Genomic DNA, 15,987 nt, shown 5'->3' with positions numbered 1-15,987 from the left:
TCAGGTGCTCCGGGTTTCATCGGACTTCTGCGCGGTTGGCAGCTGGCCGAAACAATGTGGCTTGACGTGGTCTTCGATCCACGACACTTTGGGCGCTTCCTTCTGCCACAAGGGGCGCAGCAGCGGCGGCAGCTGCTCGCCGAGCAGCATGCCCAGCAGGCCGACCAGCGCGATCACCGGCGGCGCCGGCGAACGCACGTTCAAAAAGCCATAAATCAGGCCCACCAGCAGGCCGACGGCCAGCGATACAATATACATTTTCATGATTGAGCGGTACTCCGGTCAGGTGAATCGTGCCCGTAGTGTAGTGATCCCTCTCTCCTATGACATCACCGGGATTGATCGACAATTCCCCCCTCTTTTGGGAGGTATGAACTTGCACTTGAATAGGTGCTAAAATGGTCTGACTCCCGGGAACCGATACGCCATGACGACTGCACGCGCCGTACAGCTCCTGCATGCCGCCGTTGCCGCCTTGTGCGGCCTGCTCTTGTGCGTCCCGCCGCCCGCCCTCGCCCAGCAACCGCCGGCCCGCCTCCTCGAACAATTCACCCATACCAGCTGGGGCGCGCTCGATAGCGCCCCGGTGGACATCCTGAATATTACCCAGACCAGCGATGGCTGGCTATGGCTCGCCGCCGGCACCGGCTTGTACCGCTTCGACGGCAAGCGCTATGAGCGCGTCGACAGCGTCGACGGCCACGCGCTGCTGTCGTCCAATGTGCGCACGCTGTATGCGCCGCCGGAGGGCGGCCTGTGGGTCGGCTACCGCATCGGCGGCGGCATCAGCTACTACAGCCGCAACCAGGTGCGCCACTTCGCCGCCGGCCAGGGACTGCCCTCCGGCGCCGTCACCAGCATCACGCGCGGGCCGGACGGCGTGCTGTGGGTGGCCGCGCGCGACGGCCTGGCGCGGCTCGAAGGCGACCATTTCGTCGGCGTCGGCGCCGACTACGGCCTGCCGCCACGGCGCGCGCGCCAGGTGCTGTTCGACCGCGACGGCCGCCAGTGGGTGGCCATGCAGGGCGGGATCTACAGCCGCGCCAACAGCGCCGCGCCGTTCCGGCCAGCCTGGCCGCACGGCGACCTGAGTGGCTTGGCGCTGGCGCCGGACGGCACGGTATGGGCGTCCGACATCGGCAGCTATTACCGCATGCTGCCTGAGGCGCCGGCCGGCGACGTCGGCGCGCAGGCCTCGCTCCAGGGCAGCAATATGTACTTCGACCGCGAGGGCAACCAGTGGGTATTTCGCGCCGGCGGGCTGGAACGGCGCAACGCCGGCGGTGGCGAGGCGCAGCAGCAGGACCTGAACGGCGGCCTGCCGCAAAGCTTTTTCCAGGACCGCGAGGGCAATGTGTGGATCGGCAGCTCGGCGGGGCTGAACCGTTTCCGCCACAACCGTCTCATGACGCTGCCGCTGCAGATCGTGTTCAACCATCCGGCCATCGCGCCGGTGGCCGGCGGCGGCGTCTGGGCCGGCGACCGTACCGGCGTGCTGCACGTGCTGGGAGCGGAAGGCGCGCGCCGCAGCGTGCTGGCCGGGCACGTGTCGGCGCTGTACCGCGATCCGGCCGGCGTGCTCTGGGCCGGCAACGACGAGGAGGTGTGGAGCGTGGAAGGCGGCCGCGTGGAGCGTTATCCGCTGCCGCCGGAAGCGCGCAGCTACGAGGTGCAGGCGATCAGCGGCGCCGCCGGCGGCGGCCTGTGGGTATCGGTGGTGCGGGCCGGCCTGTATCTGCTCAAGGACGGCCAGTGGCGCCACCAACCTGCGCTGCCGCTGTCCACGCCCGGCATGAGCGACCAGTTTCCGACCTCGCTGGTGACCGGCCGCGACGGCGCGCTGTGGGCCGGCTATATCCGCAACTACATCGTGCGCCTGGCCGGCGGCAAGACCGACATCTACAGCGCCGAACAAGGCCTGGACCTGGGCCACGTGCTGACGCTGCACCGCGCCGGCGGCCAGCTGTGGGCCGGCGGCGAACGTGGCGTCGCCTGGTTCGACGGCAAACGCTTCTTCATGCTGCATGGCCAGCGCGGCGAGGCGTTTCGCGGCGTGTCCGGCATCGCCCGCAGCGCCCAGGGCGACCTGTGGCTGTTCGGCACCGAGGGCCTGACCCGCATCGCCGCCGCCCAACTGGCGCGGGCGCTGCGCGAGCCGGCGCAAGCGGTGGAGTTCGAGCGCTTCGACGCCCACGACGGTTTGCTCGGCGCCGCCTCGCAGCTGCGCCCCATGCCGTCGCTGGTGCTGGGCGACGACGGCCTGCTGTGGATGGCCACCGCCAACCGCATCAACTGGATCGACCCGGCGCGCATCGCCCGCAACCCGGTGCCGCCGCCGGTGCTGGTGCAGGGCATCGCCGTCGGCGAGCAGCGCTACAGCGCCCTGCCCGGCCTGACCCTGCCCAAGTCCACCAACAGCCTGCGCATCGACTACACGGCGCTGAGCCTGAGCATCCCCGAGCGGGTCCGCTTCCGCTATCGCCTCGACGGCGTCGACCAGGACTGGCAGGATCCGGGCGCGCGGCGCCAGGCCTTCTACACCAATCTGGCGCCGGGCCAGTACCGCTTCCGCGTGATGGCTGCCAACGAGGACGGCGTGTGGAATCCGCGGGAGGCGCAACTGGTATTCAGCATTCCGCCGACGTTCATCGAGACCGCGTGGTTCAAGCTGCTGTGCGTGCTGGCATTGGCGGCGCTGCTGTGGGCCGTGTACCGCCTGCGCCTGCGCCACGTGACCCGCCAGCTGCGCACCCGGTTGGAGGACCGCGCCGACGAGCGCGAACGCATCGCCCGCACGCTGCACGACACCTTCCTGCAAAGCGTGCAAGGCCTGATGCTGCGGGTGCAAACGCTGCTCAAGCGCCTGCCGCAGGAAGGCGAAGCGTACCAGCTGGTGGAAAAGATCCTGAATCAGGCCGACCAGGTGCTGGCCGAGGGCCGCAACCAGGTGCGCGGCTTGCGCAGCGTGCCGCACCTGGACGACCTGCCGCATATGTTCGGCGAGCTGGGACAGCAACTGCGCGAGGAACACGCGGCCGACTTCGCGGTGATCGTCACCGGCCAGCAAACCACGCTGACCGAGGCGGCGCGCGAACACCTGTACCACATCGGCCGCGAGGCGCTGCTGAACGCCTTCCGCCACGCCGGCGCCAGCCGCATCGAGCTGGAACTGGGCTACGCGCAGGATCACTTCACGCTGGTGGTGCGCGACGACGGCCGCGGCATCGATGAGAAAGTGCTGGCGGCCGGCGAGTTGCCCGGCCACTGGGGCCTGATCGGCATGCGCGAGCGCGCCGTGAAGATCGACGCCGCGCTGGACCTGTGGTGCCGCCCCGGCATGGGCACGGTGGCGCAGGTCAGCGCGCCGGGATCGGCCGTGTACGAGCGCAAGCCCGGCACGCTGCGGCGCTGGCTGATGCGCGAAGCGGCCTAGCTGGCGGCTGTCAGTGGATCACGCCGCAGGAGTGCAGATCGAGGATGCCGCGCTCGATGGCCAGCGTGACCGCGTGGGTGCGGTCGCTGGCATTCAGCTTGGCCAGGATGCTCTTCATGTGCACCTTGACCGTTTCCTCCGAAATCACCAGGTGCATGCCGATGCGCTTGTTGCTCTGGCCTCCGGCCACCAGTTGCAGCACCTCGACTTCGCGCTTGCTCAGCGCGCCCTCATGCCAGTGCTCGGCGATGCCGCTGGCCACCGCCGGCGGAATGCTGCGGCGGCCCTGGTGCACGGCGCGGATGGTGGCCAGCAGTTCCTTGCGCAGCATGCTCTTGAGCAGATAGCCGGCGGCGCCGGCGGCGATGGCGCGCTGCGCCAGCACGTCGCCCTCGTAGGTGGTCAGCACCACGATGCGGGCGTTGGGGAATTCCTTGCGGATGGCGATGGTGGCATCGATGCCGTTCATGTCCGGCATCTGGATGTCCATCAGCGTGACATCCGGCTGCAATCGGCGATAGGCTTCCACGGCCTGTACGCCGTTGGTGGCCTCCTCCAGCAGCTGCATGTCCTCCTCGTCGGCGATGACGCTGGCTATGCCTTCGCGGAACATCGGGTGGTCATCCACGCTGAGGATCTTGATAGGCGTAGCGGTCATAGGCGTCTCGTACATCGGAGGGGGGCATCGTGAATAAAGTTTTGGCAGGTACCGTAAGAATGCCACAAAACGCAAGCCCTGTCCTATACCTCCATCTAGGGATGAGGATCCTCCCGGATCGGGGCGTGGCAAAACGGCTTGTAAAGATTAATCTTCTAGTCACCAGTTTTTTATTTTTAGGAGAGTGACATGCGAGTGGATACCCGATCCTGGCCACAGTCCGCCGTTGGCGGCACCGGTAACACCAGCGCCGCCGTCCAGCAAGGCGATCAAGTACGCGTGGTGGTCGCCCATGCTGACCCTATCGTCAACGCCGGACTGTGCGCCCTGCTGGGCACACAAGGCGACATGCAGATCACCGCCGCCAACAGCGAGGCGGCCAGCCACGCCGCGGCCGACGTGATCATCCTCGATCACCGCAACGGCCTGGAACACATGCGCCGCGCCGCCAACGCCCACCACGGCGAGCAGCAGCCACGGGTGCTGATCGTCACCCAGCTGGAACGCGAATGGGAAGTGCGCACCGCCATGATGGCCGGCGTGCATGGCTACCTGCTGCAGAACTCCGATGCCGAACAACTGCTGACCGCCGTGCGCACGCTGAGCCGCGGCATGCGCTACCTGAGCGCGGAATTGAGCCGCTGCGTGGCCGACAGCTTCACCCGCATCGGTCTGACCAGCCGCGAAACCGACGTGCTGCAACTGCTGGCCCAAGGCCAGTGCAACAAGTCGATCGCGCGTGAACTGGGCATCGGCGTGGGCACCGTCAAGACCCACGTCAAGGGCCTGTTCGACAAGCTGGGCGCAACCGCCCGCACCCACGCGGTGGTGCTGGCCACGCGCCGCGGCCTGGTGGGCGATTCGGTCGCCAATCAGCAGCATTGACGTGAAAACGTTGTCTAACCTGGCAGATCCCCTGTAAAATCAGGGGATGTACGCCCAGACCATCACCATGAGCACACCACATCGCCAGACGCGTTATCAACGCGTCATGATGTTCTTCGTGCTAATGTTCCTGGCGCTGCAACTGATCGGCGCGGGTTCGCATACGCACGCCTACACGGATCACGAGCCGGATTGCGCGGCCTGCGCGGTGGTGCACCTGCCCGCCGGTGGCGTGCCGCCGGCCACCCTGCTAGTGGTGCCGGTCGGCCTGCAAGGCAGCCTGCCTGTACTCGCGCCGCCCGCCGTGGTGCGCGCCGCGCAAACCAGCTATCTCACCCCGCCTTCCCACGCGCCGCCCGGCGTTGCTGTTTTTTCCATCTGAATTGTTATCGCCGCACTGACGTCCCGCGAGGGCCTGATGCGCCGTCACGTCTGTTTTTATTCAAGGATTTAACATGCAACACAAGCCACAACTCCGTATTCTGCCGCTGCTGATCGCCGCCGCCTTCTATGCCAACCATGCCTATGCGGAGGATGCCGCCGCGCCGGACGCCGCGCCGATGCAGCAAGTGGAAGTCACCGCCGCGCACCTGAAAAGCGCGCGCATCGATCTGTCGCCCAACGTCGGCACCACCATCTACAGCATCGACAAGCACATGGTCGACCAGCTGGGCCAGGGCGACAATACGCCGTTCAACGAAGTGCTGCTGCGCCTTCCGGGCGTGAGCCAGGATTCCAAGGGCTCCGGCTCGATCCACGTGCGCGACGACCACGCCAACGTGCAGTACCGCGTCAACGGCGTGCAGTTGCCGGAATCGATCAGCGGCTTTGGCCAGTCGATTGATACCCGCTTCGTCGAATCGACCGACTTCATCACCGGCGCGTTGCCGGCGCAATTCGGCCTGCGCACCGCCGGCATCGTCGACATCCAGACCAAGGAAGGCCAGCCCAAATCGGGCGGCCGCGTGGGTGTGCTGGTGGGCAGCCACGATTACGTGCAGCCAAGCGCGGAATTCTTCGGCACCCAGGGCGCCTTCAACTACTACCTGTCCGGCAGCTACCTGACCGACAAGCTGGGGATCGAAAATCCGCTGCCGACCCGCAGCGCGCTGCACGACAAGACCAACCAGACCAAGTCCTTCGGCGTGCTGTCGTACTTCCTGGATGACGACACGCGCCTCGGCCTGATGTTCGGCACCTACAACGGCCGTTTCCAGATTCCGAACAATCCGAACCAGGAACCGGCGTTTGCCGTCACCGGCGCCAGCGCGCCCGATTCGGCGCGGCTGGATGAAAACCAGCGCGAGAAAAACCGCTTCCTGGTGCTGTCGCTGCAGAAAAGCCTGGGCGACCTGAATTACCAGGTGTCGGCCTTCCACCAGTATTCGGAACTGCACTACCTGCCGGACGCCATCGGTGACCTGGCCTACAACGGCGTGGCCTCCGACACGCTACGCTCGAATACCGCCAACGGCGTGCAGTTCGACGCCAGCTACAAGCTGAATAACACCCACACGCTCCGCACCGGCCTGGCCTACACCCGCCAGACCACGCACAGCGACAACAACGTCGGCGTGTTCGACCTGAATGACGACGGCTCGCAGGCCAGCACCGATCCGCGCACCATCATCGACAACAGCAGCAAGACCGGCCGGATCTCCAGCCTGTACCTGCAGGATGAGTGGCACATCGGCGCGCCGCTGACCGTCAACTACGGCGTGCGTTTCGACAAGGTCGACGCCTTCGTCAACGAGCAGCAGTGGAGCCCGCGCATCAACGTGGCCTACCAGCTGGCCAAGGGCACGGCCCTGCATGCCGGCTACTCGCGCTACTTCACGCCACCGCCGCAGGAACTGGCGGCGCAGTCCAGCATCGACAAATACGCCGGCACCTCGAACGCGCCGGAAGTGCCGGTGTCGGACAACGTCAAGTCCGAGCGCACCAACTACTACGACATCGGCATCAGCCACCAGCTGACCTCCGCGCTGACCGTGACGGCGGACGCCTACTACAAGAAGATCCGCAACATGCTGGATGAGGGCCAGTTTGGCCAGGCGCTGATCCTGTCGCCGTTCAACTACGACCGCGGTTTCGCCAAGGGCCTGGAACTGTCCGGCGTCTACAGCCAGAAGAACTGGGGCGGCTTCCTCAACGTGACCACGCAGAAGGCGGAAGGCACCAACATCATCTCCGGCCAGTCGCTGTTTGGTCCGGACGAACTGGCCTACATCGCCAACCACTACATCCACGTGGACCACGACCAGACGGTAACCGTATCGGGCGGCGCGCACTACCACTTCGGCGATTCGCAGATCAGCGCCGATGCCCTGTACGGCAGCGGCCTGCGCCTGACGCCGGAAGGCGGCGCGCCGAACTCCGGCCACCTGCCGCACTACACCACTGTCAACCTGGCGCTGACCCATACCTGGAAAGCCACGCCGGTGGGCACCGTCGAAGGCCGCCTGGCGCTGATCAATGCCTTCGACAAGGTATACCTGTTGCGCGATGGCTCCGGCGTGGGCGTGGGCGCGCCGCAATACGGCGAGCGCCGCTCGCTGTACGCCGGCCTGTCGACCAGCTTCTGAATTTGATTAGGAGTCCTTGACAATCGGTTTTGAGGGTGTATCATGCACGGCATGGACACCAAATCGAAAAAGCCGTGGCAGGATACGCCTGATGTTTCAGCGCGCATCATCACCTCGATCGGACGCATCGCCAGTGTGATGCGTTCCGGTATGTGGGAGTTTGCCACGGCCGAAAACCTGAATCCCACCCAGGCCGACATGCTGCAACTGCTGCAGGGTCGGCCCAAGGGTGTGCGCCTGTCCTGGCTGGCGTCGCAGTTGTCGATCAGCGCCGCCAGCGCCAGCGATTCGGTATCGGCGCTGGTGTCCAAGGGCTTGCTGGTCAAGGCCCGGGCGGAGGATGACGGCCGCGCCACTGCGCTCTTCCTGACAGCGGAAGGTGCGGCCATGGCGGCCCGTATCGGCGGTGCCCTGGCATTTGCCGAACAAGCGGCGGCCGCGCTGCCTGCGTCACAGCAGGCGGAGTTGTTGACCGGCTTGTTCAAGCTGATCGCGCAGCTGCAAAAGACCGAGCGCTTCCCCGAGATGCGTGCCTGCCTGTCGTGCCGGTTCTTCGAACCGAATCGGCATCCGGGCAAGCAGGCGCCGCACCACTGCACCCTGGTGGATGCGCCGCTGTCGGTACCGCTGTTGCGCATGGATTGCCTTGAACACCAGCCGGCCGATCCGGCGGCCAAGGCGCGCAACTGGAAAGTGTTTGCCTGAGTTTTTTTGACCATAATAGTTAGGACTCCTATTTTTCAACCACTGAAAGGAAACATCATGTCCCGCATCGCTCTCGTTACCCCTGCCGACACCAACGGCGAACGCCAACAGCTGCTGGCGCAGATCGACGGCGCCTTTGGCGCCACGCCGAACATGTTCAAGGCCGTAGCCAATTCCACCGCCGCGCTGAAATCGATGTGGGGCTCGTTCGGCGCGCTGGGCGGCGGCGTCATTGGCGCCAAGCTCGGTGAGCAGATCGCCGTCGCCATCGCCGACCGCAATGACTGCGAATACTGCCTGGCCGCGCACACGGCGCTGGGCCGCAAGGCCGGCGCCACGGCCGAGGAAATGAGCGCGGCGCAGGCCGGCCGCTCGGACGACCCGAAAACCGCCGCCGCGCTGCGCTTCGCCACCGCCGTCGTCAACAACCGCGCGCAGATCAGCGACGAGGAAGTGACGTCGCTGCGTGAAGTGGGCTTCAGCGATGAAGAAATCGTCGAGATCCTGGCCCACGTGGCGCTCAACCTGTTCACCAACTACGTCAACGTGGCGTTCAAGGTGCCGGTCGACTTCCCGTCGGTCAAACTGCGCGCCAAATAAAGGAGCTGTCATGAAACCGGTCGCCCCTGAACTTCAGGTGGCGGCCTGGCTGAACACCGCCAGGCCGCTGTCGATGGCGCAGTTGCGCGGCAAAGTCGTCGCCATCTACGCCTTCCAGATGCTGTGCCCTGGCTGCGTTTCCCACGGCATTCCGCAAGCGAAGACGATACGCACCACCTTTCCCGAACAGGATGTGGCGGTCATCGGACTGCACTCGGTCTTCGAGCACCACGACGTGATGACGCGCGCCGCGCTGGAAGCGTTCGTGCACGAATATCGCATCGACTTCCCGGTGGCAATCGACCAGCCGTCCGCGCACGGCCCGATTCCGCTGACGATGGAGAACTACCAGTTGCGCGGCACGCCCACGCTGCTCTTGATCGACCGCCAGGGACGGCTGCGTGCCAGCCACTTTGGCCGCGCCGACGACATGCACGTCGGCGCGCTGATCGCTCAGCTGGTGGCGGAAGCCGCAACGCAAGCGGTGCAGTGCGACGATACCGCGTGCAGCATCCGTTGATACCATCACGTCCAGCGCTTGGGAATTGCATAATTCGTAACGTATAATCGGCCGCTGTTTGCACTCATCGTGGCCGAAACATGATAGACCTGGCGCTGGCGTTCTACCTCATCCTGATTTACCCCGCAGTCCAGCTGTGGCGCAGCGTACGCCAACGCGATGTGGCTTCGCGCCCGCGCGCGCAAGGCTACGTCAGAACCATGCGCACCATCAGCCTGGCGCTGATGGCGCTGGCGGCGGCCTGTTGGGCCAACGGCTACTCCGCGCATGATCTGGGACTGGATATGCCCCGCGCCGGCGCCGCGCTATGGTGCCTGCTGATTCCCGCCATCGGCCTGTCCGCCATGTACGCCGCCGCCACGAAGAAGACCACGCCGGACAAGGCCGCGAAGCTGCGTGCCCTGGCGGAGTCCAACGACAAGATGCCACGCACACCGCGCGAGTTCCGGCTCTTCCTGCTGACGACACTCTTCGTCGGCGCCGGCTGGGAGCTGCTATACCGCGGCTTTCTCACGCTGGTGCTGACGCCCTATGCCGGCGCTTGGGGCGCGGTCGCCATCACCGGCCTGGCGTATGGCCTGGCACATGGTTATCGCACTCCGATCCAGCTCGGCGGCAGCATTGTCTCCGCGCTGCTGTTCGGCGCGGGCTATGTGCTGACCGGCAGCCTATGGTGGCTAATCGCCATCCATATAGGCCTGCCGCTGGTCGGCGCGATTGGCAGCTACCACATCCTGCATCAGCAACCTAGTGGAGAACCACATGCAATTTCTTAAAGCCCTGTTGATTGTCGCTGTCGCTGTCGTGATGAGCGGCTGCGCTGTCTGGCATAACCCGAATGGCGCCAAGCAGACGGGTAGCCTGGTCGACTATCTGTATCCGAATGCGAAGGAATCGCCGTCGCTGGCGCCGAGCGTGGTCAGGCTGCGGCCTCCGGTCAAGGTGGGGATTGCCTTCGTGCCCGGATCGAACTGGAATAACGGATTGCCGGAAGCCGCAAAAATCAAACTGCTGGAGCGCGTGCGCGACGCGTTCTCCAAACACCAGTACATCGGCAAGATCGACATCATCCCAAGCCAGTACCTGCAGGCCAAGGGCGGCTTCACCAATCTGGAACAGGTGGCGCGCATGTTCGATGTGGAAGTGGTCACCCTGCTCTCCTACGACCAGGTACAGTTCAACGACAGCAACGCGCTGTCGGTGCTGTACTGGACCATCATCGGCGCCTACGTGATCCATGGTGACCAGTATGACGTGCAGACGATGGTGGATGCCGCCGTGTTCGACGTCCAGAGCCACAAGCTGCTGTTCCGCGCGCCGGGCACCAGCCGCATCAAGGGAGGCGCCAGTCTGGCCGGCCTGACCGAGAAACAGCGCCAGGCCGCCGGCGAGGGTTACGAGCGCGCTGTCGATCAACTGATCCCGCAATTGCAAACGGAATTGGATAATTTCCGTGAGCGGATCAAGAACGACGCCAATTACCAGGTCGAGAACAAGGCCGGTTACCACGGCGGCGGGCATGGCGGCGGCGGCATGGGCTGGATCAGCCTTGTGCTGGCGGCGCTGCTGGCCGGCGTGGCCTATGCCGTCCGCCGCCGTGCCTGAACTGTGGCAGTTTGACCGCCACGCCATCCTGTCCGGCGAGATCTGGCGCTTGTGGACCTGCCATCTGGTCCACTATTCGGCGCGCCACGCGCTGATGGACTTTGCGACGGCGCTGGCGGCGGGCGCCATCGCCCTGCCGGCGCTGGGCTGGCGACGCCTTTGCCTGATCGTGGCGCTCAGCGCACCGCTGATCTCCGCCGGGCTGCTGCTGTTGGCGCCGGATCTCCTCTATTACCGTGGCGCGTCCGGCATGGCGGTGATGCTGGTGGTGCTGGCGGCTGGCACCTTGTGGCCACGCGCCGGCCGCCGTGCGCGGGCGGCGCTGGTGCTGCTGGGTGTCGCGCTGTCGGTCAAAATCGCTGCAGAAGCGCTGGGCTATGTCGCCAGCTGGTCGGGCCTGCCGCCCGGCGTGGCCGTGGCGTGGCAGGCGCATTTACTCGGTGCGGTGCTCGCCGCATTCACGGTACAATCGTTGACAGATTAAGCATCTTTTATATGGGCTGGCATGTCAATAGCATCAAAAATCCTGATCGCCACTGGCGCGGTGGTGGTGATTGCGGCGGGCGGTGTGGCGACGCTGGCGGTGAAGCCGCCCGAATTGCTGCGAGTGGGCGCGAATTACGGCGCCAAGATCGTATGTTCCAATGTGTTTATCGCCGGACGTGACGGCCAGGCAGTACTGGCCGACGACGTGCAGGCGCCTGGCCATCCTGTGCTGAAGTATCTGCAGGTACGGGTGGACCAACAGCGCAAGACCGTGCGCGCGCAGTTCTTTGGTTTTGTCGGCGATGGCATGGCAGTGTACCGGCCCGGCACCGGCTGCGCGGTGGCGCCCGATGGCGATGTGGCGCGGGCGGCGCAATATCAATTCAATCCCATCAAGATCTGGGCGCCCTCGCCCAATGTGCCGTGGCCTACCGGTTCGCTGGCGGAGACCAATCCCGCGGTGCAGGCTTTGCTGGAGCAGGACGTGCTGGCCGGTCCTGGTGTGCGCGGGCTGGCGGTGATTCATCGCGGACGGCTGGTGGCGCAGCGCTATGGCGTGGGCTTTACGGCGGCCTCGCCGCTGCTGGGGTGGTCGATGACGAAGACGGTCAGCGCGGTGCTGGCGGGGATGCAGATCGCGGACGGCAGCTTGTCCTTGCAGCAGAGCGGTTTCTGGCCTCCTGGCGATCCACGCGCGCAGATCACGCTCGAGCAGTTGATGTCGATGACCAGCGGCTTGCGCTGGAACGAGGCGTATGGCGATGTGTCGGATGTGACGCGCATGCTGTACCTGGAGCCGGATATGGCGGGCTTTGTGGCGTCGCAGCCGCTGGAGCAGCCGCCCGGCGGGAAGTGGAATTATTCGAGTGGCGGCACGGTGCTGCTGTCGCGGGTGTGGCAGCGGGCGGCGGCGGGTGGCGACGCCACGTCGGCGACGTCGGCGCGCGTGTTGTCGCTGCCGCATGATCGTCTGTTTGCGCCGTTGGGCATGAGCAGCGCGGTGATGGAGGCGGATGCGCGCGGCAATCTGGTGGGGTCGAGCTATATGTACGCAACCACGCAGGATTGGGCGCGCTTTGGGCAGTTCCTGTTGCAGGACGGCGTATGGCAGGGCAAGCGCATGCTGCCCGAGGGCTTTATCGCCGGCATGCAGCAGGTGGTGCCGGCATCGGGCGGGCAGTACGGCCAGGGGCAGGTGTGGCGTTATGGACCTGCTGGCGACACGCCGGAGGGGCAGAATCCTGATGCGCGGTTTCAGCTGCCGGACGATACGTACTGGCTGGAGGGGCATGATGGGCAGAGCATTGCGGTGGTGCCGTCGCAGCAGTTGGTGGTGGTGCGGCTTGGTTTGACGCCGCATCGGTTGCTGTATCAGCCGCAGGCCCTGCTGGCGGCGGTTGTGAAGGCGGTTCAGCAATGAGCGACGTGCCGTATGGCTTGCTGCGCCACCAGCTCCCAATGCTGCTGACCGGTGCGCGGGTCGTCGGCCATACCGTGCTGGACGCGATCACGCAGGCGTCCCGGCCGGGCAACCGCGGCGACGAGGGCACCGGCGGCGGTGGCGGTGGCGGCGTTGTCGGCGGTAGCGGTGTCGATGGCGCGGGGCTGGCGGTGGTGGGGCGTGTTGCGCCGGTGGTGCGCATGGTTGCCGCGCCGTCGGATGATCTGGTGGCGGCGTACGTCCGCTGGGCGGGTGCGGCGGGCTATGACTGCGAACTGCCGCCGCATATGGTGTCGCAATGGAGCCTGCCGCTGGTCGGCGAGCTGCTGCTGCGTATGCCCTACAAGCTGACCAGCGTGATTAATCAGGGCGTCACCTTGCGCATACATGGACCGCTGCCGCGCCATACGCCGTTGCGCGTCAACGCCGCCGTCGAGCAGATCGAGGAGACGCCCGGCCGCGTCAAGGTGGTGGTGGCCGTCGTGACCGGCACCGCGCGGCAGCCCGCACTGGTCGAGACGCGCCTGCATATGAGTTTCCTGCTGCCCGGTCCACGCGCCGCCAAAACCGTACCGCTGCAGGCGGAAGAACCGGCATGGCTCATCGCCGGCCAGTGGCACGCCGATGTCCGCGACGGCCTGCGCTTCGCGCTGCTGACGGGCGACTTCAATCCTATCCACTGGTGCGGGCCGCTGGCGCGACGTTCCGTATTTCGCGGCCTGGTGCTGCACGGCTTTGGCAGCTTCGTGCGGAGCTACGAAATCCTGCGTCAGCATGGTGTCGATTTCCAAGAGATCGACGTCCGCTTCATCAAGCCGGTGCCGCTCCCCTGCCCCGCGCTGTCCGTGCACATCGCGCCGCCGGGCAGCGACGGCAGCCGCCCGGTTCGACTGGTCGGCGGCGCCACCGTTCATCTGGCCGGAAACCTGCGCTAGCGGCGTTGCGCGACGGCGCGCAGCGGTGTATCGTCACGCCAGCAGACAACCACGGAAAGCGCGATGACGATACTGATACTGGGCCTGATCATTTTTCTCGGACTGCACTCCATCCGCATCTTCGCCGAAGACTGGCGCAACGCGGCCCGCGCGCGCATCGGCTTCCTGCCATGGCGCGCCATGTACTCGGTGGTATCCATCACCGGCCTGCTGCTGATTGTCTGGGGCTATGGCCTGGCGCGCCAGGCACCGGTCGTCGTCTGGATTCCGCCGCTGTTCACGCGCCACCTGGCGGCGCTGCTGGCGGTGATTGCGTTCGTCTTCATCGCCGCCGGCTTCGTCCCGCGCAACGGCATCAAGGCCAGGCTGCACCACCCGATGACCATCGGGATCAAGACCTGGGCGCTGGCCCACCTGATCGCCAACGGCACGCTGCACGACATCCTGCTGTTTGGCAGCTTCCTGATCTGGGCCATCCTGCTGTTCCGCGCCTCGCGCCGGCGTGATGCGGCGTTGGGCACCATGTACCTGCCAGGCAGCGGCGGCGCCACGGCAATCACCATCGTGATCGGCATCGTCGGCGCGGGGGTGTTTGCGATGTGGTTGCACCTGCCGCTGATCGGCGTGCGTCCCTTCTGATACTGAGTTCGCGGGAATCGCTCAACCCGCACTGCGGCGAACAGGGGTCTGACCCCATACGGGGTCATACCCCGACCTTTTCGGGTTGCGACAACGCTCAATCGGGCGGCGCGACTTCGTTCCATCGTTAACGGCATTTGCCGCGCGCCGCCGCGGCAATCACCCATGGCAGCGAGTATGGGCCCACCACCGCCACCGGACCAATCTGCGCCGGCTGCAGCTTGAGCGCGTCCGGATGCAGGCAATCCGGCACCTTGGCCTGCTCGAACGCCGCGCTCATGCGCGCCTCCACCGGATTGGCGCGGAACGCTCCCGCTTGCGCATTGGACGACGGCAGCGGTCGCGGATCCTCCGCAATCGTCTCGCGCACCGCTTTCCTGATGATGTCATCGGTCAGCGCAATGGCCGGCTCGTTGCGCTGCTGGCCTGCGGCCAGGGTGTGCGTCGCCAGCAAGGCCACGAATAAAATCCGCATCAGGACACCTCCGCCACGCGCACCGCATTGCGCCCGCCCTGCTTGGCCGCATACAGCATCTTGTCGGCCAGCGCCAGCCAGGCCTCCGGTGTCTGCGACTTGTCCATGTACGCCACACCGATCGAGATGGTGATCGGGTGCCCTTCCAGAAGCGTGGCGGATTCCACCGCGCCGCGCATGCCCTCGGCCAGGACGGCGGCCGCGTCCAGTCCCGCGCCGGTGGCGATAATCGCGAACTCTTCGCCGCCGTAACGGAAGATCCGGTCCGACGACCGCGTATGCCGCTGCATCAGCGCCGCCAGCCGCACCAGCACCTTGTCGCCGGCGGCGTGGCCGTATTGGTCGTTGATCTGCTTGAAATGGTCCAGGTCCAGCAGCAGCAGGCTCGATTCCAGCTGCGGCCTGCGTTCCTGCGCGTATTCCGCCAGCAGCCGGTCCAGCGCGCGGCGGTTGCCCACGCCGGTCAGGAAGTCGCGCTCCGCCGCCTTGTGCAGGCGCCGCGCCTGGATGCCGGTGCGGTAGGAGAAGATGTAGGCGAACAGGTTGACCAGGCCTATGGTCACGATGATGGTGGCCAGGTTGAGCACCTCCACCTGCCCGTGCAGGATGGCCACCAGCACCACCAGCCCGACGCTGTTGATCGCCAGCGCCACCGATGGCCGCAGCACGAAGTACGCCGCGATCATGGTCGGGTAGACCCAGTACACCAGCCCCACGCCGCGCAGGTAGACCGTGGCCAGCATGCCGCCGGAATAGAAGATGGTCACGCACAGGCTGGCGACCTGGTAACGGCCGGTGCGCCACACGTGGGCGATCACCGCCGACATGGCCAGCACCAGCGCCATGTCGACCATGGCCGAGGCCCAGCTGCCTTGCAGCAGCCGGTAAATGCCAAAGGGGAGAATACTGGGAATGCTAAGGGCACACAGCAGCATCAGGATCACTTCTTCCTGACGCCGCTGGCGCCCTCCCGACAGCCAGCGCCAGCGCGGGGCGCTGGCTTTGCCGGTACCGCTCACG

At 65.9% G+C, this 15,987-nt stretch carries 17 protein-coding genes; 13 read left to right on the top strand and 4 right to left on the bottom strand.

Translation table 11 applies throughout. The features are described from left to right. Positions 1 to 264, bottom strand: a complete 264-nt coding sequence (locus tag FHW58_RS03710; RefSeq protein WP_179671702.1) for a DUF1427 family protein — start codon at positions 262 to 264, stop codon at positions 1 to 3. Between the two features lie 163 nt (positions 265 to 427). On the opposite strand from FHW58_RS03710, the gene FHW58_RS03705 reads away from it, so the two are divergent. Further along, positions 428 to 3,433 carry a triple tyrosine motif-containing protein gene (locus FHW58_RS03705; RefSeq protein ID WP_179671701.1) on the top strand — a complete coding sequence of 1,002 codons (3,006 nt, stop codon included), beginning with the start codon at positions 428 to 430 and terminating at the stop codon, positions 3,431 to 3,433. Positions 3,434 to 3,443: 10 nt separating this feature from the next. Here FHW58_RS03705 and FHW58_RS03700 read toward each other — a convergent pair whose 3' ends face one another. After that, a complete protein-coding gene (locus FHW58_RS03700; RefSeq protein WP_179671700.1) occupies positions 3,444 to 4,091 on the bottom strand; it encodes a response regulator transcription factor in 648 nt (215 codons plus the stop codon). Between the two features lie 189 nt (positions 4,092 to 4,280). On the opposite strand from FHW58_RS03700, the gene FHW58_RS03695 reads away from it, so the two are divergent. The 12 genes from FHW58_RS03695 to FHW58_RS03640 all read left to right on the top strand — a co-directional run bounded on the left by FHW58_RS03695 (position 4,281) and on the right by FHW58_RS03640 (position 14,492). Continuing rightward, entirely contained in the window at positions 4,281 to 4,976 is a 696-nt protein-coding gene (locus tag FHW58_RS03695) for a response regulator transcription factor (RefSeq protein ID WP_179671699.1), read from the top strand. Positions 4,977 to 5,043: 67 nt separating this feature from the next. Continuing rightward, positions 5,044 to 5,358, top strand: a complete 315-nt coding sequence (locus tag FHW58_RS03690; RefSeq protein WP_229265042.1) for a hypothetical protein — start codon at positions 5,044 to 5,046, stop codon at positions 5,356 to 5,358. Positions 5,359 to 5,431: 73 nt separating this feature from the next. Then, positions 5,432 to 7,561 (top strand): TonB-dependent receptor, encoded by a 2,130-nt coding sequence (locus FHW58_RS03685; RefSeq protein WP_179671698.1) that lies wholly within the window; start codon positions 5,432 to 5,434, stop codon positions 7,559 to 7,561. Between the two features lie 51 nt (positions 7,562 to 7,612). Next, on the top strand, positions 7,613 to 8,266 hold the full coding sequence (locus FHW58_RS03680; protein ID WP_179671697.1) for a MarR family transcriptional regulator: 654 nt from the start codon (positions 7,613 to 7,615) through the stop codon (positions 8,264 to 8,266). Between the two features lie 57 nt (positions 8,267 to 8,323). Next, the gene (locus FHW58_RS03675; RefSeq protein WP_179671696.1) at positions 8,324 to 8,866 is read left to right on the top strand and encodes a carboxymuconolactone decarboxylase family protein; all 543 of its coding nucleotides are present in this window, start codon (positions 8,324 to 8,326) and stop codon (positions 8,864 to 8,866) included. 10 nt (positions 8,867 to 8,876) lie between these two features. Beyond that, complete coding sequence (locus FHW58_RS03670; protein WP_179671695.1) at positions 8,877 to 9,386, top strand: redoxin domain-containing protein; 510 nt, start codon at positions 8,877 to 8,879, stop codon at positions 9,384 to 9,386. Between the two features lie 80 nt (positions 9,387 to 9,466). Further along, positions 9,467 to 10,162, top strand: a complete 696-nt coding sequence (locus FHW58_RS03665; RefSeq protein ID WP_179671694.1) for a CPBP family intramembrane glutamic endopeptidase — start codon at positions 9,467 to 9,469, stop codon at positions 10,160 to 10,162. After that, entirely contained in the window at positions 10,149 to 10,991 is an 843-nt protein-coding gene (rhlP, locus tag FHW58_RS03660) for a rhombotarget lipoprotein (protein ID WP_179671693.1), read from the top strand. The genes FHW58_RS03665 and rhlP overlap by 14 nt, the downstream gene beginning before the upstream one ends. Then, positions 10,969 to 11,475: a rhombosortase gene (gene rrtA, locus FHW58_RS03655; RefSeq protein ID WP_179671692.1), complete on the top strand. Its 507-nt coding sequence runs from the start codon at positions 10,969 to 10,971 to the stop codon at positions 11,473 to 11,475. Before rhlP ends, rrtA begins: the two co-directional genes overlap by 23 nt. A gap of 21 nt (positions 11,476 to 11,496) precedes the next feature. Next, positions 11,497 to 12,897: a serine hydrolase gene (locus FHW58_RS03650; RefSeq protein ID WP_179671691.1), complete on the top strand. Its 1,401-nt coding sequence runs from the start codon at positions 11,497 to 11,499 to the stop codon at positions 12,895 to 12,897. 5 nt (positions 12,898 to 12,902) lie between these two features. Continuing rightward, positions 12,903 to 13,853: a MaoC/PaaZ C-terminal domain-containing protein gene (locus tag FHW58_RS03645; RefSeq protein WP_373996621.1), complete on the top strand. Its 951-nt coding sequence runs from the start codon at positions 12,903 to 12,905 to the stop codon at positions 13,851 to 13,853. Between the two features lie 63 nt (positions 13,854 to 13,916). After that, positions 13,917 to 14,492, top strand: a complete 576-nt coding sequence (locus FHW58_RS03640) for an NnrU family protein (protein ID WP_179671689.1) — start codon at positions 13,917 to 13,919, stop codon at positions 14,490 to 14,492. A gap of 127 nt (positions 14,493 to 14,619) precedes the next feature. On the opposite strand, the gene FHW58_RS03635 is transcribed toward FHW58_RS03640, so the two are convergent. Together FHW58_RS03635 and FHW58_RS03630 are read right to left on the bottom strand one after the other, a co-directional pair. Further along, positions 14,620 to 14,967 (bottom strand): hypothetical protein, encoded by a 348-nt coding sequence (locus tag FHW58_RS03635; RefSeq protein ID WP_179671688.1) that lies wholly within the window; start codon positions 14,965 to 14,967, stop codon positions 14,620 to 14,622. Then, positions 14,967 to 15,986, bottom strand: a complete 1,020-nt coding sequence (locus tag FHW58_RS03630; protein WP_373996620.1) for a diguanylate cyclase — start codon at positions 15,984 to 15,986, stop codon at positions 14,967 to 14,969. Before FHW58_RS03630 ends, FHW58_RS03635 begins: the two co-directional genes overlap by 1 nt. Between the last annotated feature and the right edge of the window lies 1 nt (position 15,987).

This window comes from Duganella sp. 1224 (genome assembly GCF_013408245.1).
Classification (GTDB): domain Bacteria; phylum Pseudomonadota; class Gammaproteobacteria; order Burkholderiales; family Burkholderiaceae_D; genus Rugamonas.
This window is presented reverse-complemented; position numbering and strand designations above follow the sequence as displayed.

Excerpts from the sequence above, each read along its gene's own strand:
- FHW58_RS03705 (WP_179671701.1), top strand. The coding sequence starts at position 428 with ATGACGACTGCACGCGCCGTACAGCTCCTGCATGCCGCCGTTGCCGCC.
- FHW58_RS03710 (WP_179671702.1), bottom strand. The coding sequence starts at position 264 with ATGAAAATGTATATTGTATCGCTGGCCGTCGGCCTGCTGGTGGGCCTG.
- FHW58_RS03695 (WP_179671699.1), top strand. The coding sequence starts at position 4,281 with ATGCGAGTGGATACCCGATCCTGGCCACAGTCCGCCGTTGGCGGCACC.
- FHW58_RS03635 (WP_179671688.1), bottom strand. The coding sequence starts at position 14,967 with ATGCGGATTTTATTCGTGGCCTTGCTGGCGACGCACACCCTGGCCGCA.
- FHW58_RS03685 (WP_179671698.1), top strand. The coding sequence starts at position 5,432 with ATGCAACACAAGCCACAACTCCGTATTCTGCCGCTGCTGATCGCCGCC.
- FHW58_RS03675 (WP_179671696.1), top strand. The coding sequence starts at position 8,324 with ATGTCCCGCATCGCTCTCGTTACCCCTGCCGACACCAACGGCGAACGC.
- FHW58_RS03700 (WP_179671700.1), bottom strand. The coding sequence starts at position 4,091 with ATGACCGCTACGCCTATCAAGATCCTCAGCGTGGATGACCACCCGATG.
- FHW58_RS03640 (WP_179671689.1), top strand. The coding sequence starts at position 13,917 with ATGACGATACTGATACTGGGCCTGATCATTTTTCTCGGACTGCACTCC.
- FHW58_RS03665 (WP_179671694.1), top strand. The coding sequence starts at position 9,467 with ATGATAGACCTGGCGCTGGCGTTCTACCTCATCCTGATTTACCCCGCA.
- FHW58_RS03670 (WP_179671695.1), top strand. The coding sequence starts at position 8,877 with ATGAAACCGGTCGCCCCTGAACTTCAGGTGGCGGCCTGGCTGAACACC.
- rhlP (WP_179671693.1), top strand. The coding sequence starts at position 10,149 with ATGCAATTTCTTAAAGCCCTGTTGATTGTCGCTGTCGCTGTCGTGATG.
- FHW58_RS03690 (WP_229265042.1), top strand. The coding sequence starts at position 5,044 with ATGAGCACACCACATCGCCAGACGCGTTATCAACGCGTCATGATGTTC.
- rrtA (WP_179671692.1), top strand. The coding sequence starts at position 10,969 with ATGCCGTCCGCCGCCGTGCCTGAACTGTGGCAGTTTGACCGCCACGCC.
- FHW58_RS03650 (WP_179671691.1), top strand. The coding sequence starts at position 11,497 with ATGTCAATAGCATCAAAAATCCTGATCGCCACTGGCGCGGTGGTGGTG.
- FHW58_RS03680 (WP_179671697.1), top strand. The coding sequence starts at position 7,613 with ATGGACACCAAATCGAAAAAGCCGTGGCAGGATACGCCTGATGTTTCA.